This window comes from Agrococcus carbonis (assembly GCF_900104705.1).
Classification (GTDB): domain Bacteria; phylum Actinomycetota; class Actinomycetes; order Actinomycetales; family Microbacteriaceae; genus Agrococcus; species Agrococcus carbonis.
This window is the reverse complement of record NZ_LT629734.1, coordinates 2423476-2446024: the sequence shown is the minus strand read 5'-3', so window position 1 is coordinate 2446024 and position 22549 is coordinate 2423476. Positions and strand designations below refer to the sequence as shown.

General features: G+C 74.8%; 19 protein-coding genes. 4 read left to right on the top strand and 15 right to left on the bottom strand.

Annotation, left to right across the window (positions count from 1 at the left end):
* Positions 1 to 26: 26 nt before the first annotated feature.
* From BLT67_RS11725 to ispG, 8 genes are all read right to left on the bottom strand, one after another.
* Positions 27 to 791 carry a hypothetical protein gene (locus tag BLT67_RS11725; RefSeq protein WP_092667183.1) on the bottom strand — a complete coding sequence of 255 codons (765 nt, stop codon included), beginning with the start codon at positions 789 to 791 and terminating at the stop codon, positions 27 to 29.
* Positions 788 to 1777: a vWA domain-containing protein gene (locus tag BLT67_RS13470; RefSeq protein WP_157674348.1), complete on the bottom strand. Its 990-nt coding sequence runs from the start codon at positions 1775 to 1777 to the stop codon at positions 788 to 790. Before BLT67_RS13470 ends, BLT67_RS11725 begins: the two co-directional genes overlap by 4 nt.
* Complete coding sequence (locus BLT67_RS13465) at positions 1774 to 2763, bottom strand: VWA domain-containing protein (RefSeq protein WP_157674347.1); 990 nt, start codon at positions 2761 to 2763, stop codon at positions 1774 to 1776. Before BLT67_RS13465 ends, BLT67_RS13470 begins: the two co-directional genes overlap by 4 nt.
* Complete coding sequence (locus tag BLT67_RS11715; RefSeq protein ID WP_092667182.1) at positions 2754 to 3254, bottom strand: hypothetical protein; 501 nt, start codon at positions 3252 to 3254, stop codon at positions 2754 to 2756. Before BLT67_RS11715 ends, BLT67_RS13465 begins: the two co-directional genes overlap by 10 nt.
* Positions 3241 to 4128, bottom strand: coding sequence for a DUF58 domain-containing protein (locus BLT67_RS11710; RefSeq protein WP_092667181.1), 888 nt, complete (start codon positions 4126 to 4128; stop codon positions 3241 to 3243). Before BLT67_RS11710 ends, BLT67_RS11715 begins: the two co-directional genes overlap by 14 nt.
* 9 nt (positions 4129 to 4137) lie before the next feature.
* On the bottom strand, positions 4138 to 5145 hold the full coding sequence (locus BLT67_RS11705) for an AAA family ATPase (protein ID WP_092667180.1): 1008 nt from the start codon (positions 5143 to 5145) through the stop codon (positions 4138 to 4140).
* Between the two features lie 72 nt (positions 5146 to 5217).
* On the bottom strand, positions 5218 to 6453 hold the full coding sequence (locus tag BLT67_RS11700; RefSeq protein ID WP_092667179.1) for an MFS transporter: 1236 nt from the start codon (positions 6451 to 6453) through the stop codon (positions 5218 to 5220).
* A gap of 13 nt (positions 6454 to 6466) precedes the next feature.
* A complete protein-coding gene (ispG, locus tag BLT67_RS11695; protein ID WP_092667178.1) occupies positions 6467 to 7609 on the bottom strand; it encodes a flavodoxin-dependent (E)-4-hydroxy-3-methylbut-2-enyl-diphosphate synthase in 1143 nt (380 codons plus the stop codon).
* 60 nt (positions 7610 to 7669) lie between these two features.
* Here ispG and BLT67_RS11690 point away from each other — a divergent pair, with 60 nt between their 5' ends.
* Positions 7670 to 8758 carry a ribonuclease HI family protein gene (locus tag BLT67_RS11690; RefSeq protein ID WP_092667177.1) on the top strand — a complete coding sequence of 363 codons (1089 nt, stop codon included), beginning with the start codon at positions 7670 to 7672 and terminating at the stop codon, positions 8756 to 8758.
* Positions 8759 to 8956: 198 nt separating this feature from the next.
* Here BLT67_RS11690 and BLT67_RS11685 read toward each other — a convergent pair whose 3' ends face one another.
* A complete protein-coding gene (locus BLT67_RS11685) occupies positions 8957 to 10285 on the bottom strand; it encodes a M50 family metallopeptidase (RefSeq protein WP_092667176.1) in 1329 nt (442 codons plus the stop codon).
* A 62-nt stretch (positions 10286 to 10347) separates the two neighbouring features.
* Here BLT67_RS11685 and BLT67_RS11680 point away from each other — a divergent pair, with 62 nt between their 5' ends.
* On the top strand, positions 10348 to 10983 hold the full coding sequence (locus BLT67_RS11680) for a hypothetical protein (protein WP_092667175.1): 636 nt from the start codon (positions 10348 to 10350) through the stop codon (positions 10981 to 10983).
* Between the two features lie 447 nt (positions 10984 to 11430).
* Here BLT67_RS11680 and dxr read toward each other — a convergent pair whose 3' ends face one another.
* Both dxr and BLT67_RS11670 read right to left on the bottom strand, forming a co-directional pair.
* Complete coding sequence (gene dxr, locus BLT67_RS11675; RefSeq protein WP_172802019.1) at positions 11431 to 12516, bottom strand: 1-deoxy-D-xylulose-5-phosphate reductoisomerase; 1086 nt, start codon at positions 12514 to 12516, stop codon at positions 11431 to 11433.
* Positions 12516 to 13064, bottom strand: a complete 549-nt coding sequence (locus tag BLT67_RS11670) for an OsmC family protein (protein ID WP_092667174.1) — start codon at positions 13062 to 13064, stop codon at positions 12516 to 12518. Before BLT67_RS11670 ends, dxr begins: the two co-directional genes overlap by 1 nt.
* Before the next feature lie 57 nt (positions 13065 to 13121).
* Between BLT67_RS11670 and BLT67_RS11665 the strand changes: the two genes are divergently transcribed.
* The gene (locus BLT67_RS11665; protein ID WP_092667173.1) at positions 13122 to 14453 is read left to right on the top strand and encodes an aminotransferase class III-fold pyridoxal phosphate-dependent enzyme; all 1332 of its coding nucleotides are present in this window, start codon (positions 13122 to 13124) and stop codon (positions 14451 to 14453) included.
* Positions 14453 to 15565, top strand: coding sequence for an alanine dehydrogenase (ald, locus tag BLT67_RS11660; protein ID WP_092667172.1), 1113 nt, complete (start codon positions 14453 to 14455; stop codon positions 15563 to 15565). The genes BLT67_RS11665 and ald overlap by 1 nt, the downstream gene beginning before the upstream one ends.
* Here ald and BLT67_RS11655 read toward each other — a convergent pair.
* The 4 genes from BLT67_RS11655 to BLT67_RS11640 all read right to left on the bottom strand — a co-directional run bounded on the left by BLT67_RS11655 (position 15532) and on the right by BLT67_RS11640 (position 22539).
* Positions 15532 to 18192: an FtsK/SpoIIIE domain-containing protein gene (locus BLT67_RS11655; RefSeq protein WP_092667171.1), complete on the bottom strand. Its 2661-nt coding sequence runs from the start codon at positions 18190 to 18192 to the stop codon at positions 15532 to 15534. The genes ald and BLT67_RS11655 overlap by 34 nt on opposite strands.
* A gap of 66 nt (positions 18193 to 18258) precedes the next feature.
* Positions 18259 to 20412, bottom strand: a complete 2154-nt coding sequence (locus tag BLT67_RS11650; RefSeq protein ID WP_092667170.1) for a transglutaminase domain-containing protein — start codon at positions 20410 to 20412, stop codon at positions 18259 to 18261.
* On the bottom strand, positions 20409 to 21587 hold the full coding sequence (locus BLT67_RS11645; protein WP_092667169.1) for a DUF58 domain-containing protein: 1179 nt from the start codon (positions 21585 to 21587) through the stop codon (positions 20409 to 20411). The genes BLT67_RS11650 and BLT67_RS11645 overlap by 4 nt, the downstream gene beginning before the upstream one ends.
* A gap of 1 nt (position 21588) precedes the next feature.
* Positions 21589 to 22539, bottom strand: coding sequence for an AAA family ATPase (locus BLT67_RS11640; RefSeq protein WP_231945489.1), 951 nt, complete (start codon positions 22537 to 22539; stop codon positions 21589 to 21591).
* Positions 22540 to 22549: the final 10 nt, after the last annotated feature.

Sequence of the window (22549 nt, the reverse complement as noted above, 5' to 3'; positions counted from 1 at the left end):
TCCGCGCACGCGGTCCCGAGCGCGCCTCACCAGGGCCGGTCGACCGGGGGGCCTCCGGAGCCCTCGCCCTCGCTCTCGTCGTACTGGTCCTGCTGCTGCTGCTGCTCCTGCGCCTCCTGGTTCTGCTCCTCGAGCTGCTCCTCGGGCGTCTGCGGCTCGCCGTCGTTCTCGCCCTCGCCCTCGCCCTCGCCTTCGCCCTGGCCGGAGTCGTCCTCGATCTTCTCCTCGATGCGCGGCACGGCGGCGTCGAGCTGCTCGGCGGTGTCGGCCTCGTCGGGGCGGGGCGGGTCGAAGCAGCCGTCGGGCTGCTGGTCGATGAGCGCGAGCGCCTCGCGGTAGAAGCCGTTCGCCGCCTGGCGGTCGTCGGCCTCGCGCGCGACGTCGCCCTGCTTCTCGATCGCGGTGACGAGGGAGGCGACGATGACGCAGTGCTCGTGCGTGCGCGACGGGCTCGTCGGCTCGCCGTGCAGGGTCAGCGACTCCTCGATCTTCGCCCGGCCCTCCTCGAGCGACCCGGCCATCGTGAGGTTGACGCCCACCGCGAACGGCGCCTTCCACGGCTCGACCCAGTTCCACGTCTCGAGCCCCCGCGCGGCCTCCGCGCCCTGCGCGTAGGCTCGGCCGTCGAAGCGGTCGGCGGCGGTCTGCGCGAGCACGTTCACGCCGATGAGCTTCGTCGCGAGCACGATGGCCGCGAGCGCGAACGGGATGAGCCCGAGCAGCAGCCACCAGCGCAGCACCCGGCGGCGGTCGTCGGTCATGACGCGGCGGATGCGCCGGGCCCGGCTCATGCGGCGTCCTTCGGCAGGATGCCGCGCGTCGTCCGCAAGGAGCGCGCGAGGCTGAAGCCCTCCCACGCGAGCAGGAGGGCGATCGGGATGCCGAGCGCCCACGCGACCTCGAGCCGCGCCTCCTCGGTGCGGTCGAGGTCCGCCTCGCCGTCGAGCGCGGCCATCGGGCCGAGCGCATCCGTGATCGGCAGCGCGGGCGAGCGGTGGAGGTAGGTGATGCCGAGCTGATCGGCGATGCCGCGCAGCCGGCCCTCGTCGATGCGGCTGACGGCGTCGCCGCCCGCGGGATCCTGCACGTACTGCTCCGCGGCGCCCGCGTCGAAGCTCGACACCCGCATCCGCCCGCCCTCGGCGGTGCCGTAGCCGAGCACGAGCCCGCGGTCGACGAGGCCCGCGACGTCGGAGAAGGATGCGGGCTCGCCGTCGGCGGTGTGCTCGCCGTCGCCGAGGTAGAACACCACCGCGGGGCTCGCGGGATCCTCGGCGGCGCTGCGCTCGAGCTCGGTGCGGAGCAGGTCGTGGGCGATCGCGATCGAGGTGCCGCGGGACTGCTGCGCGATCTCCGGCCGCATCGCGCGCACCATCTCGATCACCGCCGAGCCGTCGTCGGTGAGCGGCACGCGCAGGCTCGCCTGCGAGTCGAAGGAGATGACCGAGATGTCGGCGCCGGCGAAGGCGCGCGCGATCTCGACGACGTCCTCCTGCATCCCGGTGAGCCGCGGCTCGCCGCCCCAGTCCTCGGCGGCGATCGACTGCGACGTGTCGACGAGCACGAACACGCGCGCCTGGATCGACGCGGTCGGCACCTCGCCGCCGGGCACCGCCGGCCGGAACGCCATCGCGACCGCGAGCAGCACGAGCAGGGTGCGGCGCAGCCACGCGAGCCGGCGGCCGCGCGCGACCGCGAGCTGCCACGCGCACAGGCCCACGGCGAGCGCGCCGATCGCGACGACGACGATCGGGAGGGTGGGGTGGAACGTGATCACAGGCGCACCCTCCAGGCGATCGCGCACACGATGGCGGTGAGCACGAGCACGACGAGCGGCATCGCGCCGGGCCGGTCGACGAGCTGGATCTGCGGCGGGGTCTCGATGTAGCCGGCCTCGATCGCGTTGATCCGGTCGACGATCTGCGGCACCGTCTGGGCGAAGTCGAGCGGGAAGTAGGCGCCGCCGGTGCCCTCGGAGACCTCGCGCAGCTCGTTCGAAGCCGGGTCGCCGCCCCAGTCGAAGGGGTTGATGGCGTAGACGCGCACCTCGTGGTCGACCGCGAGCTGGCCGGCCTGCGGGAGGGAGAAGATCTGCTGGCCGTTCACCATGTTGTCGGTCGCGAGGATGATCGAGCGCGGCCGCTCGCTCGCCTCGAGGTCGGCGAAGTCGAGCACGCACGAGGCGAGGCCGTCGCCGACGAGCGATGCGCCGAGGCCGTTGGTGGTGCCGGCGAGGTAGTTGAACTGCTCGTCGGGGCCGAGCTGGCCGTTGAGGGCCCGCTGGTAGCGGCCCAGCTGCCCGGCGATGTAGTCGTAGTCGCTCGTGAGCGGGAAGGCCATGACGCTCGAGGCGTCCCACACGCGCATGCCGATGCGCTCGCCGTCGAGCTCGCTCGCGATCTGCTGGTAGACGCCCAGGATCTCGGCGTCGACGTCGACCATCGAGCCCGAGACGTCGAGGCACAGCACGATGTCGCGCTTGTAGTCGTCCTCCTGGTTGGCGTGCACCCCCGAGGGGCGCGAGCCGATCACACCGGCGACGATCGCGCCGGCGAGCGCCGCGACGAGCGCGCCGGCGATCCACGCCCGGTAGCGCAGCAGCGCCCCGCGGAAGACCGCGAGCCCCGTCATGCGGTCGACGTGCGCGACCGGCAGACCACGATCGCGGCGGCGGCGCGGCAGGACGAGGCCCAGGGCGGCGAGCGCGACGGCGACGACGGCCGCGGCGGCCACGACCCACGGCCACAGCAGCGTCACATCCACGTCGCCACCACCTGCCGTGCGGCGGCGATCGCCGCATCCGGGTCGTGCTTCGCCGCGCGTCGGAACGACGCCGGGTAGTACTGCGCGACGGCGCCCTCGACGGTCGGCAGGTCGGCGCCGCCGAGGTCGCGGAGCGTCATGACCTCGGCGACGACCCCGGTGGACTCGTGCGCGAAGAAGCGCAGCACGAGGCTCAGGCGCTGCGCGAGCGCGCGCGGCTCGAGCTCGCCCGCGGCATGCTCGGCGGCGACCTCGTCGATCATGCCGAGGTACTTCTGCTTGACGCTGCGCACGTCGATCGGCGCGACAGGCGGGGGCGGCGGCGTGAGGATGCCGCGCGGCCTCGTCCACGCCCACGCGAGCGCGTAGGCCGTCGCGACGAGCAGGAGCGCCGCGGCGCCGAGCACCCACCACGGGCCGTAGCCGAACGGGCCGTAGGTGTCGGGGGCCGGCAGCCGCGCGAGGCCGTCCGCGAGCTCAGCGGCGGGCACGGCGGTGCCTCTCGAGCAGGCGGAAGAGCGAGCCGATCGCGGTCGCCGACGACGCGACGCGCACGGAGGCGATGCCGAGCGAGCGCAGGCCGGTCTCGAGCCGCTCGCGCCGGGCCGCGCTCTCGGCGTCGAACGCGCGGCGCAGCCCCCGGTCGCGCCGGAGGAACGCGGGAAGGCCGACCCCGGTGTCGACGCCGACGAGCTCGCGGTGGTCGCCGGCGCGCGCCATCAGGTCGGCGTCGCCGATCGAGACCCACAGCACCTCGTGGCGGGTGTGCAGGCGGCCGAGGTGCACGTCGAGGTCGTGCGTGTACGCGAGGTCGTCGGCGATCACGACGATGAGCGATCGGCGGCGCATGCGGCGCACCGCGTGCTCGAGCACGTCGACGAGGCTCGAGCGCGGGCCGTCGACGGCGATCGCGTGGTCGACGCGGCGCAGGATGCGCTCGAGGTGCGACTCGGAGCCGCCCTCCGGCATGTCCTCGCGGCGCTCCGCGTCGCCCATGAGCAGCGCGACGCGGTCGCCGTGGCGGGTGGCGAGGTAGCCGAGCACGCCGGCGACGAGGATCGCGAGCTCGCGCTTCGACTCCCCCGACTCGGCGGTCGCGGCCATGTTGCGGCCCGAGTCGACCACGAGCAGCAGGTTGTGCTGGCGCGACGCGATGTAGCGCTTGATGAGCGGCACGTGGCTGCGCGCCGTCGCCTTCCAGTCGATGTCCTTCACCTCGTCGCCCGGCTGGTACTCGCGCAGGTCGTCGAAGTCGTGGCTGCGGCCGTGGTGGATCGACGCGTACTCGCCGTCGAGCAGCTCGAGCGTGCGACGGTGCGCGTGAATCGACATCGTCGTCTTCACCTTGCGCAGCCGCCGCTCCATGCCCGCCGCCTACGGGGTCCGCACGGCGCCGAAGATGGCGTCGATGATCTGCTCGCTCGTCACGCCGTCGGCCTCGGCCTCGTAGCCGAGGATGAGGCGGTGGCGCAGCACCGCGTGCCGCAGATCCTTGATGTCCTCGGGGATGACCCAATCGCGGCCCTGCACGAGCGCGAGCGCGCGGGACGCCTGCGCGAACGAGAGCGAGCCGCGCGGGCTCGCGCCGTACTCGATGTAGCCGGCGAGCTGCGCGCCGATGTAGTCCTCCGCGTGGCGCGTGACGTACATGAGCTGCACGACGTAGTTCGTGATCGCCTGGTCGACGTAGACGCGCTTGACGAGCCCCTGGAGGAAGCGCACGTCGTCGAGCGTCGCGACGGGCCGGTCGTGGCCGTCCTCGAAGACGCCCGCCTCGGCGCGGCGCACGATCTCCGCCTCCTCGGTCGGCGAGGGGTAGGTGAGGATCTCCTTGAGCAGGAAGCGGTCGAGCTGCGCCTCGGGCAGCGTGTACGTGCCCTCCTGCTCGATCGGGTTCTGCGTCGCGAGCACGAGGAACGGCGCCGGCAGCGGGTAGGTCTCGCCGCCGATGGACGTCTGCCGCTCCTGCATCGCCTCGAGCATCGCCGACTGCGTCTTCGCGCTCGAGCGGTTGATCTCGTCGAGCAGCACGAAGTTGGCGTGCACGGGCCCGAGCTGGGTGCGGAAGTCGCCCGAGTGCTGGTCGTAGATCTGCGTGCCGACGATGTCGCTCGGCAGCAGGTCGGGGGTGCACTGGATGCGGTGGAACGACGCCGAGACCGAGCGCGCGAGCGTCGCGGCCGCGGTCGTCTTCGCGAGGCCCGGCACCGACTCCATGAGCACGTGGCCGCCGGTCAGCAGCGCGACGAGCAGTGAGCGCAGCAGCTGGTGCTGGCCGACGACGGTCGACTGGAACGCCTGCTCGATCTCGCGGATGATGCCCTTCGCGCGCTCCAGCTCCTCGGGCGTGATCGGCTCCCGGCCGGGCACTGCTTGGGTCACGCGTCGCTCCTCATGGTCGGCCTCGCTGGTCGGTCGTGCGTCGATCGGCGGGGCGGCGCGCCCGCGCTCCGGTCACGCTACCGGCTCGCGCGATCCCCCCGCTGGACGCGTGGCGATGATCGCGGCGACCGCGACGGCGGCGATGACCGGCAGCGTCGCGAGGTTGAGCCCCGCGTAGCCGACGACGCCGAGCACGGGACCAGCGAGCGCGCCGGCAGCGGCGCCCGAGAGCCCCATGACGAGGTCGCTGCGGCCCTGCAGCGCCGGTCGGAGGTCGGCCGGCACGGCGCCGGCGACGATCGTGGATCCCGCGACCGTCGCGGCGCTCCAGCCGAGGCCCAGCAGCGCGAGCGGCACGGGCGCGAGCAGCGACTCGAGCGCGAGCGCGGTGCCGACGCTCGCCGCGAGCATCGCCGCTCCCCCGACCGCGACCCAGCGCGCGCCGATGCGGTCGGTGAGCCAGCCGAAGACGGGCGCGAGCGCGTACATGCCCGCGGTGTGGGCGCTCATCGTGAGCCCGATCATCGCGAGCCCGTGGCCGTCGTGCTCGAGGTGCACGGGCGTGAGCGCCATGATGCCGACCATCGTCGCCTGCGCGCACGCGATCGCGACGACCGCGGCGAGCGCGCGCGGGTGCTGCAGGAGCCGCAGCGCCGGGATGACGCGGTCGCTCGCCTCGACGAGCCCTCGCGCCGTCAAGAGCGGATCGGGCCGCAGCCCTGTCCACAGGAGCGTGGCGGCGACCACGAGCGCGGCGGCGGAGATGAGGTAGGCGCCGACGAGGTGGGGCAGTTCCATCGCCGTGCCGAGCGCATCCCCCGCCGGGATCAGGTTGGGGCCGATGATCACGCCGAGCGTCGTCATCCACACGACGAGCGAGAGGTCGCGGCCGCGATGGCGGGGCTCGGAGAGGTCGGTCGCGGCGAAGCGCGACTGCAGGTTGATCGCCGTGCTCGCGCCGAGCACCGAGAACCCCGGCAGCACGATCCACGCGGCGCCGAGCGTGCCGCCGAGGGCGAGCAGCAGGGCGCCCGCGAGCGCGATGAGCGCCCCGGTCGTGAGGGAGACGCGGCGGCCCCGTCGGTCCGCGAGCCGAGCCAGCGGCACGGCGAGCAGCGCGCCGCCGAGCGTGAGCATCGTCGCCGCGAGCCCCGCGAGCGCGGGGTCGCCCGTGACCTGCTCGACGAGCAGCGCGCCGACGCCGAGGGCGACGCCGTTCGAGAGCCCGCCGAGCGCCTGCCCGGCCGAGAGCACCGTGAGCGTGCGCCGCTGCGCGCCGCGGATGTCGACGGCGGGCGCGGCGGTCACCTGCGGCCCATCGTCAGACCGTGACGACCTCGGCGTCGCCGGCGGGCAGGCCCTGCTCGTCGGCGATGCGGCGCGCCTCCTCGATGAGGGTCGCGACGATCTCCGACTCCGGCACGGTCTTGATGACCTCGCCCTTGATGAAGATCTGGCCCTTGCCGTTGCCCGAGGCGACCCCGAGGTCGGCCTCGCGGGCCTCGCCCGGACCGTTGACGACGCATCCCATCACCGCGACGCGCAGCGGCACCTGCACGTCCTTGAGGCCCTCGGTGACGTCCTCCGCGAGCGTGTACACGTCGACCTGGGCGCGGCCGCACGAGGGGCACGAGACGATCTCGAGCTTCTTCTCGCGCAGGCCCAGCGACTGCAGGATCTGCATCCCCACCTTGATCTCCTCGACCGGCGGGGCGGAGAGCGAGACGCGGATCGTGTCGCCGATGCCCTCGGCGAGCAGGATGCCGAAGGCCGTCGCCGACTTGATCGTGCCCTGGAACGCGGGCCCGGCCTCGGTGACGCCGAGGTGCAGGGGCCAGTCGCCGCGCTCGGCGAGCATGCGGTAGGTCTTCACCATCACGACCGGGTCGTGGTGCTTGACCGAGATCTTGAAGTCGTGGAAGTCGTGCTCCTCGAACAGGCTCGCCTCCCAGACCGCCGACTCGACGAGCGCCTCGGGGGTGGCCTTGCCGTACTTCTCGAGCAGGCGGGGGTCGAGGCTGCCGGCGTTGACGCCGATGCGCAGGCTCGTGCCGGCGTCCTTCGCGGCCTTCGCGATCTCGCCGACCTTGTCGTCGAACTTGCGGATGTTGCCCGGGTTGACGCGCACGGCGGCGCAGCCGGCATCGATCGCCTGGAAGACGTACTTCGGCTGGAAGTGGATGTCGGCGATGACCGGGATCTGGCTCTTCTTCGCGATGATGTGCAGCACATCCGCGTCGTCCTGGCTCGGCACCGCGACGCGCACGATGTCGCAGCCGGTGGCGGTGAGCTCGGCGATCTGCTGCAGCGTCGCGTTGATGTCGGTGGTCTTCGTGGTGGTCATCGACTGCACCGAGACGGGCGCGTCGCCGCCCACGAGCACCTTGCCCACGCGGATCTGCCGGCTCTTGCGGCGGGGCGCGAGCGTGAGCGGCTCGGGCTTGCCGAGGTTGATGGCTGCCATGCGCCCAGCCTACGCTCCGCCGCTGTGCGCGGCCGTCGTCGCGGCTGGCAGGATCATCGGGTGATCACCGCAGCTGCAGACGGCTCCTCCCTCGGCAATCCCGGCCCCACCGGCTGGGGCTGGTACATCGACGCGGACCGCTGGGCCGCCGGCGGGCAGCGGCAGGGCACGAACAACATCGGCGAGCTCTCGGCCGTCATCGACCTGCTGCAGCAGACCGTCGGCGTCGACGAGCTGCACGTGCTGTGCGACAGCCAGTACGTCATCAAGGCGATCACGCAGTGGATGCCGGGCTGGAAGCGCAAGGGCTGGCGGAAGGCCGACGGCAAGCCCGTGATGAACCGCGAGCTGCTCGAAGAGCTCGACCGGCTCATGACGGCACGCCGCGCCGCGGGCGGCACCGTGACCTTCGAGTGGGTCAAGGGGCACGCCGGCCACCCCCTCAACGAGGCCGCCGACCGGCTCGCGAACGGCGCGGCCGCCGCCTACCAGCGCGGGCGCGTGCCGGATGCGGGGCCCGGGTTCGCGGGTGCCGGCGCCTCCGTTCCCCCGCAGGTCGAGGAGCGCGCCGGCGCCCCCTCGCAGGTCGAGGAGCGCGCCGGCGCAGCCGGCACGCGTCTCGAGACCGACACCGCCCCCTCGCAGGTCGAGGAGCGCGCCGGCGCAGCCGGCACGCGTCACGAGACCGACACCGCCGCTCCGCAGGTCGAGGAGCGCGCCGGCGCAGCCGGCACGCGTCTCGAGACCGACACCGCCCCCACCTCGCAGACCGACACCGTCGACCTCTTCGACGGCCTCGACTTCCTCGTCGACGAGCCGGCCGAGGCCGAGGTCGTGCGCCTCGAGCGCTCGCTGCTCACCGACGAGGTGCGCGCCGACCCCGCGAGCGTCGCCGCGCTGCTGCATCCGGAGTGGGAGGAGATCGGCGCCTCGGGCCGGCGCTGGAGCCGCGACGAGCTGCTCGCCGAGATCGCGCCGCTGCCGAGCCCGGTCGAGCTCGAGCTGCTCGCGACGCACGAGGTCGCCCCCGACGCCCAGCTGGTCGTCTGGCGGTCGGTCGGCGAAGCGCCGGCGCTGCGCAGCTCGCTCTGGGTGCGGTCCGGCGGCCGCTGGCGCCAGCGGTTCCACCAGGGCACGCCCGAGCGCTGAGGCGCGCTCCCCTCGCTCGTCGAGGAGCGGCCGCGGGCGGGACGCTCGCCTCACTCGTCGAGGAGCCGCCGCGGGCAGGGCGCCCCCTCGCTCGTCGAGGAGCCGCCGCAGGCGGCGTATCGAGACGCACCGAAGGGATCTCGATACGCGGCCCGGTGGGCCGCTACTCGATCAGCGTCTGTGCTGCGGCCAGCCCGGCTACCCGCCGAAGAGGCTGATGGGCTTGACGATGTCGGCGTAGATGAGCAGCGCGCTCATGACGCCGAGGACCGCGGTGACCCCGAGCGTGAGCGGCACCCACTTGGCGGTGTCGAGCGGCGTCGCGACCTTGCCGCGCAGGCGCGCCCAGCCGCGCCGCACCGCATCCACCACCGCCCCGAGGATGTGCCCGCCGTCGAGGGGCATGAGCGGGATGAGGTTGAAGACGAACAGCGCGACGTTGAGGCTCGCGAGCAGCTGCACCATGGCGCTCACGCGCTCGAGGATCGACACCTGGTCGAGCGCGGCGATCTCGCCCGCCATGCGGCCGACGCCGACGACCGAGAGCGGGCCGTTGGGGTCGCGCTCCTCGGTGCCGAACGCCGCCTGCGCGACGTCGACCAGCCGCTGCGGCAGGTTGAGGATGAGCTCGCCGACGCGCACGACGTTGTCGCCGACCGCAGGCAGCACCGCGGTGACGGGCTGCTGCTCGACGACGTACTGCGGGCCGATGCCGACGAAGCCGATCGTCTCGGTGACGGGCTGCCCCTCGACCTCGACGATCTGGCCGAGGTCGTCGAAGACGTAGCGCTCGCTCGCGATCGGCGTGACCTCGACGGTCTGCTCGGCGCCGTCGCGCTCGACGACGAACGGCACGTCGCGGCCTCCGAGGTCGCGGATCGCGCCCTGGATGTCGGCCCAGCCGTCGACGGGCTGCCCGTCGATCGCGACGATGCGGTCGCCGGGCTCGATACCCGCTTGCGCGGCGGGCGCGAGCGGGTCGCCGGGCGCGCAGTCGGTGCGCTCCTCGGATGCGGCGATGACGCACTCCGAGACGCTCGCGACCGTGGTCGAGGGCACCGCTATGCCGAAGCCGCACAGCACGACGCCGTAGAGCACGACCGCGAGCAGCAGGTTCATCATCGGCCCGCCGAGCATGATGACGATGCGCTTCCACGTCGCGAGGCGCCAGAACGCGCGGTGCTCCTCGCCCTCGTGGATCGTCTCGGCGCTCGAGTCGCGGGCGTCCTGCACGAGGGTGTCGAGGAAGCCGGTCGACGCGTCTCGGGATTCGCCGCCCGGCTTCAGCGGCGGGAACATGCCCGACATCGAGATGTAGCCGCCGAGCGGGATCCACTTCATCCCGTACTCGGTCTCGCCCTTGCGGAACGAGAAGATCGTGGGGCCGAAGCCGATCATCCACTGCCCGACGCGCACGCCGAAGAGCTTCGCGGGCCACAGGTGCCCGAGCTCGTGCAGGCCGATCGAGACGGCGAGGCCGACGACGACGACGAGCACGCCCGCGGTGAACAGGAGGACGGCTTCCATCGATCGGCCAGCGTAGCCGTGCAGGCTATGGAACCCACAGCGATCGCGCCTACCGTTGGCCCGTGCCCGCCGCCCGCTCTGCCGCCCGACCTGCCGCCCGACCGGCTCGCCGCGCCTCCCGGCCCGTCGCCGAGCGCGTCGCGCGCGGCTCCGACGCCCGCGGCGTCGTGATGGGCGCGATCGGGCTGCTGCTCGTGGTGCTGCTCGCGTGGATCGTGACGCGCCCCGAGCCGGACCCCGTGACGCAGTCGGCGACGGTCGAGGGCGACCTGCCGCGCTCGGTCGCCGGCTGGAGCGGCGAGCAGCTCGAGAACGCGGCCGTCGTGATGCGCGCGGGGCGCGATCTCGGGCTCTCGGAGCGCGACGTGCGCATCGGCGTCATGACGGCGATGGGCGAGTCGAGCCTGCGCGTCATCGACCACGGCGACGATGCGGGGCCCGACTCGCGCGGGCTCTTCCAGCAGCGCACCGGCTGGGGGCCGTACGAGGTGCGCATGGATGCGTACGGCTCGGCCGTGCTCTTCTACCGGGCGCTCGCGCGGCTCGACGGGCGCGACGCGCTCGCACCGACCCGGGTCGCGCACGCGGTGCAGATCAACCGCGACCCGGACCACTACGCGAGGTGGTGGGACGACGCGGGCGCGGTCGTGGACGCGGTGGACCGGGCGGGCGTCGAGGTCGTGCTCGCGCCGCGGTAGGCGGCTCGCTCCTCGGATCTCGTGACGCGTGCGGCCTGCGGCCGCGCGCTCCTCGATCGACGGACAGGACGGTGAGCCCGCCGCGCGCTCCTCGATCGACGGATAGGACGGTGAGCCCGCCGCGCGCTCCTCGATCGACGGACAGGGCGGTCCGGCCCGCCGCGCGCTCCTCGATCGACGGATGGGGCGGCTCGCTCCTCGGATCTCGTGACGCGTGCGGCCTGCGGCCGCGCGCTCCTCGATCGACGGATAGGACGGTGAGCCCGCCGCGCGCTCCTCGATCGACGGACAGGACGGTGAGCCCGCCGCGCGCTCCTCGATCGACGGACAGGACGGTGAGCCCGCCGCGCGCTCCTCGATCGACGGACGGGGCGGTTCGCTCCTCGGATCTCGTGACGCGTGCGGCCTCCGGCCGCGCGCTCCTCGATCGACGGACCGGCGGACGCGCTACCGGTCGACGCCGCAGACCTCGTCGGCGACGCGGCGCGCCCAGCGCTCGGCCGCGAGCACGCCCTCGAGGGTCAGCTCGCCCGGCTCGTGCTGCTCGAGCACGCGCTCGATCGCCGGGATGATGTCGAGGAAGCCGATCTCGCCCGCGTGGAAGGCGTGCACCGCCTGCTCGTTCGCGGCGTTGAAGACGGCCGGGAAGGTCGAGCCGGCCCGGCCCACGCGCTTCGCGAGCGCCACGGCGGGGAACGCGCGCTCGTCGAGCGGCTCGAAGGTCCACGCGGATGCGGTGGTCCAGTCGAGGGGCGCCCCGACGCCCGCGATGCGGTGCGGCCAGTCGAGGCCGAGCGAGATCGGCAGCCGCATGTCGGGCGGCGAGGCCTGCGCGATCGTCGACCCGTCGGCGAACTCGACCATCGAGTGCACGATCGACTGCGGGTGCACCGTGACGTCGATGCGGTCGAAGGGCACGTCGAACAGCAGGTGCGCCTCGATCACCTCGAGCCCCTTGTTCACGAGCGTCGCGGAGTTCGTCGTGACCATCGGACCCATGTCCCACGTCGGGTGCGCGAGCGCATCCGCCGGGCTCACCGCGGCCATCCGCTCTCGGCTCCAGCCCCGGAAGGGGCCGCCGGATGCGGTGAGGACGAGCCTGCGCACCTCGCCGTGGTCGCCCGATCGCAGGCACTGCGCGATGGCGGAGTGCTCGGAGTCGACCGGCACGATCTGACCGGGCGCGGCCGCGCGCATGACGAGGTCGCCGCCGGCGATGAGCGACTCCTTGTTGGCGAGCGCGAGGGTGCGGCCGGCCGCGAGCGCCGCGAGCGTCGGCGCCAGGCCGACGGATCCGGTGATGCCGTTCACGACGACGTCGGCCTCGACCGACTCGATCATCGTCACCGCGGCATCGGCGCCGAGCGCCGCCTCGCCGCCGAACTCGGCCTGCTGCGCCTCGAGCCCGGCGCGGTCGCTCCCCGCGACGAGGCCGACGACCTCGAAGCGGCGAGGGTTCGCGCGCACGACGTCGAGCGTCTGCGTGCCGATCGAGCCGGTGCTGCCGAGCAGGATGATGCGGCGGCGGGCCATCAGGCGCCCGCCTCGGCGCGCTCGTCCGCCGCAGCGTCCGGCTCGCTCTGCTCGCCGGCGCCGTGCCCGGCGACGACGACGCCGTCGACGACGATCACCGGCTCGTGCCGCACCGGGAAGGCGACGGACGACGCGATGAAGCAGTCCCTGCCGGCCTGCCCGTGCGCGTCGAGCGCATCCGCCGCCTTCGACGCATCCGTGATCGTGACGACCGGGTGCAGGACGGCCTCGGTGAAGCGGCCGCCCGTCCCCGAGGTCTCCATCGAGCCGGTCGCCGCGTCGCGGTAGGCGGTCACGACGATGCCGCGCGTGACCGCCTGGTGCAGGTAGCTCAGCATGTGGCACTGCGCGAGCGCCGTGAGCAGCAGCTGCTCGGGGTTGTGGCGCGCGCGGTCGCCGCGGAACGTGCGGTCGGCGGAGCCGAGGATGTCGGGCAGCCCCTCGATGCGCACGACGTGGTCGCGCGAGTAGGAGCGGTAGTCGGTCGTGCCCGTCTCGCCCGCCCCGGTCCACTCGACCTCGACGGCGTAGCTGTGGTGCATCGGCATGCGGCCAGCCTAGGCGGCGCGCTGTCCGGGGCACGGCGCGCGGCGTAGGCTTCTGCCATGACTGACATCGCCGCTCCGGCTCTCACCCGCTCCATCGTCACCGAGATCCCCGGTCCGAACTCGCGCGCGCTCCTCGAGCGCAAGGCCGCGGCGGTGCCGCAGGGCATCCCCCACCAGCTGCCCGTCTTCATCGCCGAGGCGCACGACGCGATCATCACGGACGTCGACGGCAACCGCTTCATCGACCTCGGCTGCGGCATCGGCGTCACGACGGTCGGCCACACGAACGACGCGGTCGTCGAGGCCGTGCGCGAGCAGGTCGGCAAGCTGACGCACTCGCTCTTCGGCACGACGCCCTACGAGCCCTACGTGCGCGTCGCCGAGTACCTCGCGAAGCACACCCCCGGCGACCACGCGAAGAAGTCGTTCTTCGTCAACTCGGGCTCGGAGGCCGTCGAGAACGGCGTGAAGATCGCCCGCAAGTTCACCGGCCGCCGCGCGGTCGCCGTCGTCGAGCACGGCTACCACGGCCGCACCAACCTCACGATGACCATGAACTACAAGCCGGCGCCGTACGCGACCGGCATGGGCCCGCTCGCCTCGGACATCTTCCACGCGCCCGGCTCGTACCCGCTGCAGGACGGCCTGAGCGGTGCCGAGGCCGCCGAGCGCACCCAGTACTACCTCGACAAGCATGTCGGCGTGAGCGACCTCGCCTGCCTCGTGATCGAGCCCATCCAGGGCGAGGGCGGCTTCATCGTGCCCGCCGACGGCTACCTGCCCGCCATGCAGGAGTGGTGCACCGCCAACGGCGTCGTCATGATCGCCGACGAGGTGCAGTCGGGCATCGCCCGCACAGGCCGCACCTTCGCCTCCGAGCACTTCGGCTGGGTCCCCGACCTCGTGCTCTCGGCCAAGGGCATCGCAGGCGGCATGCCGCTCGCCGGCGTCACCGGCCGCGCCGAGATCATGGACTCGGTGCACACCGGCGGCATCGGCGGCACGTTCGGCGGGAACCCCGTCTCGTGCGCCGCGGCGGTCGCGGTGTTCGAGCAGATCGAGTCGGCCGACCTGAACGGCGAGGCGCAGCGCGTCGAGCGCGTGATGCGGCCGCTGCTCGACGGGCTCGCCGAGCGGCACCCCGAGATCATCGAGGTGCGCGGCAAGGGCGCGATGCTCGCGATCGAGTTCATCGACCCCGAGTCGGGCGCCCCGATCCCGACCGCGCCGATCTCGGCCGCGGCGGGCAAGGAGGGCGTGCTCGTGCTCACCGCCGGCACCGACTACAACGTGCTGCGCTTCCTGCCGAGCCTCGCGATCACCGACGACCAGATCCGCGACGCGGTCGAGGTCATCGGGCGCGCGATCGCCGAGGTCACGGGCGACTGATGCTGATCGGGGTCCCGCGCGAGATCAAGACCGACGAGGCTCGCGTCGCCCTCACCGCCACCGGCGCCACGGAGCTCGTCGCGCACGGCCACGACGTGGTCGTCGAGACGGGCGCCGGGGCGGGCAGCGGGATCCCCGATGCGGCCTACGAGGCGGCCGGCGCGCGCATCGTCGGCTCGGCCGCCGAGGCGTGGGCCGCGCAGCTCGTGCTCAAGGTGAAGGAGCCCATCGAGCCCGAGCTCGGCTTCCTGCGCGACGACCTGACGCTCTTCGCCTACCTGCACCTCGCCGCCGCGCCCGAGCTCGCGCGAGCCCTCATCGACCGCGGCACGACGGCGATCGCGTACGAGACGGTGCGCGCCCCCGACGGGTCGCTGCCGATGCTCGCGCCGATGAGCGAGGTCGCCGGCCGGCTCTCGGTCGTGCAGGGCGCGCGGCTGCTCACCGCGCCCGCGGGCGGCGCGGGCCTGCTGCTCGGCGGCGTGCCGGGGACGCGCGCGGGCCACACGGTCGTGCTCGGCGGCGGCGTCGCGGGCACAGCGGCGGTCGAGATGGCGGTGGGGCTGGGCTCGCGCGTCACGGTGCTCGACGTGTCGCTGCCGCGGCTGCGCCAGTTCGACACGATCTACGGCGGCCGCGTGCAGACGCTGCACTCGAACCGCGTCACGGTCGACGAGGCGGTGCGCGACGCCGACCTCGTGATCGGCTCGGTGCTGATCCCCGGCGCGAAGGCGCCGAAGCTCGTCTCGAACGAGACGGTCGCGGCCATGCGGCCCGGCTCGGTGCTCGTCGACATCGCGATCGACCAGGGCGGCTGCTTCGCCGACTCGCGGCCGACCACCCATCGCGACCCCACGTTCCGCGTGCACGAGACGCTCTTCGCGTGCGTGGCGAACCTCCCGGGCGCCGTGCCGCGCACCGCGACCGAGGCGCTCACGAACGCGACACTGCACGCGACGCTGCGGCTCGCCGACCTCGGCTGGCGCGACGCGCTGCGGGCGGATGCGGGCCTCGCGGAGGGCCTCAACACCACAGGCGGGCAGGTGGCCAACGCCGCCGTCGCCTCGGCGCTCGAGGCTCAGGCCGCGCCGCTCGCGTCGCTCCTCGAGTAGCGGAGCCGCTCGAAGCGGCCCTCGGCGAGCAGCCACGCGGGCGCCGAGCGCATCGGCGGCGGCAGCGGTGCGTGCCGCAGCACCTGGCGGAGCTGCCGCTCGTCGACGCCGAGCACGAGCACCGGCCGCTCGGCCCGCAGCCGATCGAGCTCGCCCCACGCCGACTCCCACTCGGCGACCGTGCCGACCACGAGCGTCCCCTCGCCGCCGCCCGGCCGCACCCAGGGGGTGCCGGCGAGCGGCGGAGGCAGCGTCGCGCCGTGCCCGAGCACGACGGCAGCGGGGCCGCTCGGCAGCGGCGCCGACCGCGGCTGCCGGCGCGGCGCGGGGGCATCGGCGAGCGCGACCTGGATGCGCTCGTCGTGGAGCCAGCCCGCGCCGGGCGGCAGCGCGCCGTCGTGGAGCTGCCCCGCGCCGCCGGCGACGACGTGCTCCTGGCGGCTCGCGATGCGCAGCAGGATCCGCAGCTCGGCGAGCGGCGCGAGCTGCCCCATGGCCGTCGACACGCGCCGCGCTGTGAGCGCGACGGGCGCGCCCTCGCGCATCCGGCGCGCGAGGGCCTGCACGACGGCCGCCTGCTGGTCGTCGGCGAGGCGCGCGAGCTGCAGGTCGAGGTCGTCGACGACGATCGCCCCCGGCTCGGCGAGCGCGTCCCACAGCGCGTCCTCGCGGTCGACGACCGGCGTGCCGAGCTGCGCGGCGACGAGGTCGGCGACGCCGGTGCGGCCGCTCGCGGCTCCCCCGACCGCGAGCAGCGGCCCGTCGAGCGCCGGGCGCCAGACGACGGGGGCGACGAGCTGCTCGGCGGGCCGGTCGACGACGCCGAGCCGCACGGCGTCGCCGCTCGCCTCGACCGCTGCGAGCGGCAGCCGCTCGGGCAGCGGCTCGCGCCACGGCCGCGGCATGCGGGGCTGGTCGGCGGCGGCCGCGACGAGCGCGGCGAGGTGCTCGGGCGACGCGAGCGCCGCCTGCGCCGTGCGGGTCGCACCGCCCGCCACCCGCACGACGCAGCGGCCTCGCGCCGCGAGCGGGATCGCGGCGGCCGAGGCCGAGCCGGTGACGGCGACCGCGTCGTGCTCGTCGGTGACGCGGAGCGAGATGCGGATGCCGCAGTTGGCGAGGAGCGCGTCGCGCACGGCCTCGGCGGGACGCTGCGTGCACAGCACGAGGTGGACGCCGAGGGAGCGGCCGCGCGCGGCGAGGTCGACGAACAGCCGGTGCAGGTCGGGCAGCTCCGCCAGCATCGCCGCGAACTCGTCGACGACGATGACGAGCCGCGGCAGCCCGTCTGCCTCCTCGATCGAGCGCGCGCCCTGCTCGGCGAGCGCGCGCTCGCGCCGGCGCAGCTCGGCGCGGAGGCTCTCGATGGCGCGGCGCGCGCCGGCCTCGTCGAGGTCGGTCATGACGCCGACGACGTGCGCGAGGCCCTCGAGCGGGGCGAAGGAGGCGCCGCCCTTGAAGTCGACCAGGAGGAACGAGACCTCGGCCGTGGACCGGCCCGCGGCGATCGCGGCGACCCACGCGATGAGCAGCTCGCTCTTGCCCGAGCCGGTCGTGCCGCCGACGACCGCGTGCGGGCCGTCGCGCACGAGGTCGAGCTCGATCGGCCGATCGCCCGCGAGGAACGTCGCGGCGAGGCCCCCGGCCGCGCGCGGCAGCTTCGCGAGGTCGACGTGCTGCGGCAGCGCCCCCTCGCCCCGGATGCCGGCGTGCGCCGCCGCGGCCGCGAGCGTCTCGACCGCGGAGACCGCCTCGCGCTCCGCGATCGCGGCCGGGACGAACGAGCGCTCCCCCACCCGGGCGGCGTCGAGCGCCGCGTGCACGACGATGCGGCACTCGCGCGGCAGCTGCGCGGCGTGCTCGGCCACCGCGACCGTGACGTCGACCCCGTCGCCCACGAGCCGCACGGCGCGGCCGGGTTCGCGGTGCAGCGGATGCGGGAGGCCGGTCAGCCAGTCCCAGGCCGCGTCGTCGGGAGCGATCGCCTCGACGGCATCGGGAGCGACCGCATCCGCTGCCTGCACGACCGCGGCGCGGGCGATCGCGTGCGCGACGAGCGGGGGCCCGACGACGCCGATGCCCTCGCGTGCGTCCACCACGACCGGGCCGTCGACCGCGGCGGCCGCCGCGCGCAGCCGCGCTGCGTCGTCGGCGGCCCCGACCCTGCGCACCGCGGGATCGGTCGCGGGCACCGTGCCCTCGACGACGATGCCCGAGGGCAGCGCGCCGGTGCCGAGCACGACGGGCACGGGCGCGTCGGCCTCCCGCCGCCAGCGGAGCGGGTCGTGGGGCGGCCGCGCGGCGACCGCGCGCGGCCCCGGGTGCGCGTCGCGCAGCTCGTCGCGGCGCGCGTCCAGGGCGACGTCGAGCCGTCGGCCGGCGTCGGCCACCTCCGCGCGCCAGCGCGCGGCCTCGCGCCTGCGCCGTCGCCGCCGGTTGCGCCGCCCGTCGCCCATGCTCGCGACGGCGATCACCGGCCCGAGCAGCGCGAACACGAGCACGGTCGGCGTCTGCAGCAGCAGCCACATGGCGCCCGCGCCGAGCACGGGTGCGAGGCTCGCGAGCAGCGGGAACGGCGCGGGCTCGGGGTCGACGGGCGGTCGGGGCAGCTCGATGCGGGTGGGCACGGCGGCAGGATGCGCGCTGCCGCCGCGAGGCCGCGGCGCGCCGGCGGCCGGCTGTGGAGAGCGCCGTCAGCGGCGCACGAGCGACGCGGGGTTGAGGCGCGTCAGCAGGCCGGTCCACCACGGCTGGCCGGCGTCGCGCTCGGCGAGCACCGCGGCGCCCACCTCCCACGCGTCGTCGATCTCCGGCTCGGTCGGCGGATCGGCCGCGAAGACCGCGCGGTCGACGCGGTGCGCGAGCGCGCGCATGCGCGCATCCTCCCCGGCCTGCTCGAGCCGCGTGCCGGCACCGGGCAGCGTCTCGCCGCGGTCGCGGAGCCCGTCGAGCACCTCGGCCCACGCCCCCTCGGCGCGGTCGCGCGGGTCGTCGGCGCTGCGTCGGCGCCGACGGCGCACGACCTTCGCGATCATGAGGCCGACCGGGATCGCGGCGATGAGCGCGAGCAGCCCGAGCACGACGCCGACGGCCGCGAGCAGCTGCAGCAGCCGCGCGAGGCCGTCGTCGATCTCGCGCGGCGCGCTCGGCGCGGCCGGATCGACGCCCTCCGCCTGCCCGCCGGGCGCGGGGGCGGGAGCCTGCTGCTGCGGCGGCTCCTCGACGACCGTCGGCGCCTGCTGCTCCTGCTCGGGGATGGGGCGCGGATCGGGCACGACGTCGATGCCGACCCAGCCGCCGGTCGTGCGCACCTCGAGCCACGCATCCGCATCGGCCCCGACGACGGCCGTCGGCCGCCCCGGCTCGATCACGTCGGGTGTGAAGCCCATCGCGACGCGCGAGTCGAAGCCCAGCTGGCGCGCGAGCAGCATCGCGGCCGTCGCGTACTGCTCGGCGTCGCCCACCATCGGCTCGTCGAAGAGCGCCTCGAGCCGCTCGAGCGAGTGGCCGGGGCGCGAGGGCGCCTCGTCCTCGAGCACGCCGTGGCTCACGTAGCCGGTCGTGCGCAGCCCCTCGACCATGGCCGCGAGCCGGTCACCCGACGACGTCGCGCCGCCCGTCCACTCCGCGAGCGCGGTGAGCATGGCATCCGGCAGCGCCTGCGGACCCTGGCGGGGATCGGCGGCGTCGAGCGCGGCGATGCCGTCGCGATCGACCACCGGCACGCCGTCGCGCGAGAGCATCTGGTAGCCGTCGCCCGGTCCGATGCCGGGCTCCACCACCATCGCGCCGAGCGACTCGTTGCGGTGCAGGCCGGCCGCGAGCGACTCGGCGCGCTCGCCGACGAAGCGGACGGCCGAGGGCGTGCCGACGACCGGCAGCCACTGGGTGCGCAGCTCGCCCACCGTCACGCCGATCACGCGGCCGGTGCCGGGCTCCGCGATCGGCACGCGCTGGAACGCGTCGCGGCCGACGCCGAGCACCTCGCCGTCGTAGCGGTCGAGCACGGCGTAGCGGACGCGGTCGCCCGGCTCGAGGCCGGTGACCGTCAGCTGCGCGGCGTCGCGGCTCTCGGCCGCCCAGAAGGCGCGGTACGCCGACATGGGCGAGGGCCCCTCGAGCTGGACCTCGGCGGCGGTGTCGCCGCGCAGCACGACGCGCTCCGGCAGCGGCAGGAGCGCGCCGGCGGCGCCCGCGGCCCCCGCGGCGACGATCGCGACCGCTGCGCCCGCCCCGACGCGGCGGGCGAGCGACGAGAGCGCTCTCGGCGCGCGGCTGCGGCGCCGCGCCTGCCGCACGATCGCGACGTACGCGGTGAGCGGCACGAGCGCGAGCAGGCCCGTGAGCCACGGCTCGGGCATGGCCCGCGGACCCCACAGGATCGCCCACACGGCGATCGCCGCGGGGATGAGCGCGGCCGTCTCGGCGCGGCGGGAGCGCAGCGCGAGGGAGACGCCGATGACCGTGCCGGCGAGCACGAGCACGACGGGCGCCATGAGCAGCGAGTCGCCCGTGCCGACCGGCACGCCGATCGTCAGGAGGCGCCGCCAGGCGAGCACGATCGCGGCGGAGGCGTCGACGAACGCGGGCAGCCACTCCCCGCGCGGGATGCGCTGGGGCGCGGTGAGCGGGACCGAGAGCAGCGCGAGCGCGATGAGCCCGACGAGGATGAGCAGCAGCGAGCTCCAGCGGCGCACGGCGCCGAGCCACGCGATGCCGGTGCCGACGAGCACCGCGACCGAGAGCGCGACGACCAGCTGCAGGGTGCCGAAGATCCACCACATCGGCACGCACGCGACGCCGATCGCGACGAGCAGCGCACCGACGGACGGGGCCCGCGCGATCACCGCTGCCTCACCTGCCCGATGCCGCGCGAGAGGTCCTCGATCGCGCCGACCGTGACGACGTCGGCGTCGCCGAGCCGCGCCCGCGACGGCAGCGCGCCGACCGCCGCGCGCACCACGACCGACACCACGTCGGCCGGCATGCCGTTCGCCGCGGTGCGCAGCGTGCGCGCGGGCACCTTCGAGCCCGTGATGAGCCACGCGAGGCTGCCGGGCGCGGTGCGCCGCGAGGCGCGCGCTGCGGCGGCGATCCCGAGCGACCGCCCCGGCTCGAGCACCGCGAGCGCGTCGAGCAGCCGGTCGCGCGTCGCGGCGTCGATCGGGGTCGGCTCGCCGCGCTCGGTGCGGGGGCTCTCGACGATGCGCAGCGCGCGGCGGTCGGCCATGGCGGCGAGGCCGAGCGTGCCGACGAGCGAGAGCGCGAGCTCGAAGTCGTCGCCCTCGTACTCCTTCGGATCGGTCGAGAGCACGATGAGCGTGTCGGCGCGGCGGCTCGGCTCGAACTGCCGCACGAGCAGCGAGCCGTAGCGCGCGCTCGAGCGCCAGTGCACGAGCCGCCGGTCGTCGCCCGGCGCGTACTCGCGCAGGCTGTGGAACGAGACGTCGTCGGCGGTGCGCTCGGCCGCGGCCTCGCCGTCGAGGTCGCGCACGATGCCGCCCGCGCCGCCGGGCAGGCGGACGACGCGCGGGTGCACCACGAGCGTGCGGGAGACGGTGAGCCGGTGACGGCGCTCGAGCACGCCGAACGGGTCGGTGCGCATGATCGTCACCGGGCCGATCGTGCGGAGCCCGCGGCGCGAGGTGTCGAGGGGCACGCTGCGCACGACGCGGCCGCCGACGTCGATCGGCGGGATCTCGAGCACGACCTCGTCGTCGCCCATGCCGAGGTCGACCTGCGCGGGGGTCGCCGCCCGCGTGGGTCGCGAGACCTCGACGAGCGCGAGCGCGTCGGCGCCGACCGGCACGCGCTCGGCGCTCAGGCCGATCCTCGCGCGCGCCCAGCGCTCGCCGACGATCCACGGGATGGCGCCGAGCACGAGCACGGTCGCGGCGACCGCGGCGACGAGCGCCTCGGCCCACCCGAGGGTGCGCGCGAGCACGAGCCCGAGGAGCGCGGCCGCGATGAGCGTCCACCCCCACGGGGTGATCGCCCGCACGGCGGCGTCGAGCCAGCGCATGTCAGCGCCTGGGCGGCGCCACGGTCAGCATGAGCTGCTGCACGATGCTCTCGGGACGCACGTCGTCGAACTCAGCCTCGGGCTGCAGCACGAGCCGGTGCGCGAGCGCGGGCACCGCGAGCGCCTTGACGTCGTCGGGCGTCACGTAGTCGCGGCCCTGGATCGCCGCCCACGCGCGCGCCGTGCGCACGAGCGCGAGCGCGCCGCGCACCGACACGCCGAGCCGCACCTCGTCGGCCTCGCGGGTCGCCTCGACGAGGCGCGCGACGTAGTCGACGATCGACGCCTCGACGTGCACCTTGCGGATCCGCAGCGCGAGCTCCTGCACCGTCCGCGCATCCGTCACCGGGGTGATCTCCTCAGGGCTCACCTCGTCGCCCGAGTCGGTGAGGATGCGGAGGGTCGAGGCGTGGTCGGGGTAGCCGATCGACGCCTTGAGCGCGAAGCGGTCGAGCTGCGCCTCGGGCAGCTGGTAGGTGCCGGCGTGCTCGATCGGGTTCTGCGTCGCGATGACCATGAACGGGCGCGGCACGGGGTGCGCGACGCCGTCGACGGTCACGTGCCCCTCCTGCATCACCTCGAGCAGCGCCGACTGCGTCTTGGGGCTCGCGCGGTTGATCTCGTCGGCGAGCACCACGTTCGCGAACACGGGGCCCGGCCGGTACTCGAACTCGCCCCGGCCCTGGCTCCAGACGCTCACGCCGGTGATGTCGCCGGGCAGCAGGTCGGGCGTGAACTGGATGCGGCTCGCCGAGCCGTCGATGCAGGCCGCGAGCGCTCGCGCGAGCGACGTCTTGCCGGTGCCGGGGTTGTCCTCGATGAGCAGGTGGCCGTGGCTCAGCATCGCGGTGAGCGAGAGCTGCACGGCGAGCGGCTTGCCCACCAGCACGCGCTCGACCCGCTCGACGACCCGCTCTGCCAGCTCCTGGATGCTCGCGACATCGATGCCCACGCCCGGTTCC

Coding starts and splice junctions, on each gene's coding strand:
- BLT67_RS11725 (WP_092667183.1), bottom strand. CDS start 791: ATGAGCCGGGCCCGGCGCATCCGCCGCGTCATGACCGACGACCGCCGC.
- BLT67_RS11710 (WP_092667181.1), bottom strand. CDS start 4,128: ATGGAGCGGCGGCTGCGCAAGGTGAAGACGACGATGTCGATTCACGCG.
- ispG (WP_092667178.1), bottom strand. CDS start 7,609: ATGGCAGCCATCAACCTCGGCAAGCCCGAGCCGCTCACGCTCGCGCCC.
- BLT67_RS11685 (WP_092667176.1), bottom strand. CDS start 10,285: ATGGAAGCCGTCCTCCTGTTCACCGCGGGCGTGCTCGTCGTCGTCGTC.
- dxr (WP_172802019.1), bottom strand. CDS start 12,516: ATGGCCCGCCGCCGCATCATCCTGCTCGGCAGCACCGGCTCGATCGGC.
- BLT67_RS11670 (WP_092667174.1), bottom strand. CDS start 13,064: ATGCCGATGCACCACAGCTACGCCGTCGAGGTCGAGTGGACCGGGGCG.
- BLT67_RS11665 (WP_092667173.1), top strand. CDS start 13,122: ATGACTGACATCGCCGCTCCGGCTCTCACCCGCTCCATCGTCACCGAG.
- ald (WP_092667172.1), top strand. CDS start 14,453: ATGCTGATCGGGGTCCCGCGCGAGATCAAGACCGACGAGGCTCGCGTC.
- BLT67_RS11645 (WP_092667169.1), bottom strand. CDS start 21,587: ATGCGCTGGCTCGACGCCGCCGTGCGGGCGATCACCCCGTGGGGGTGG.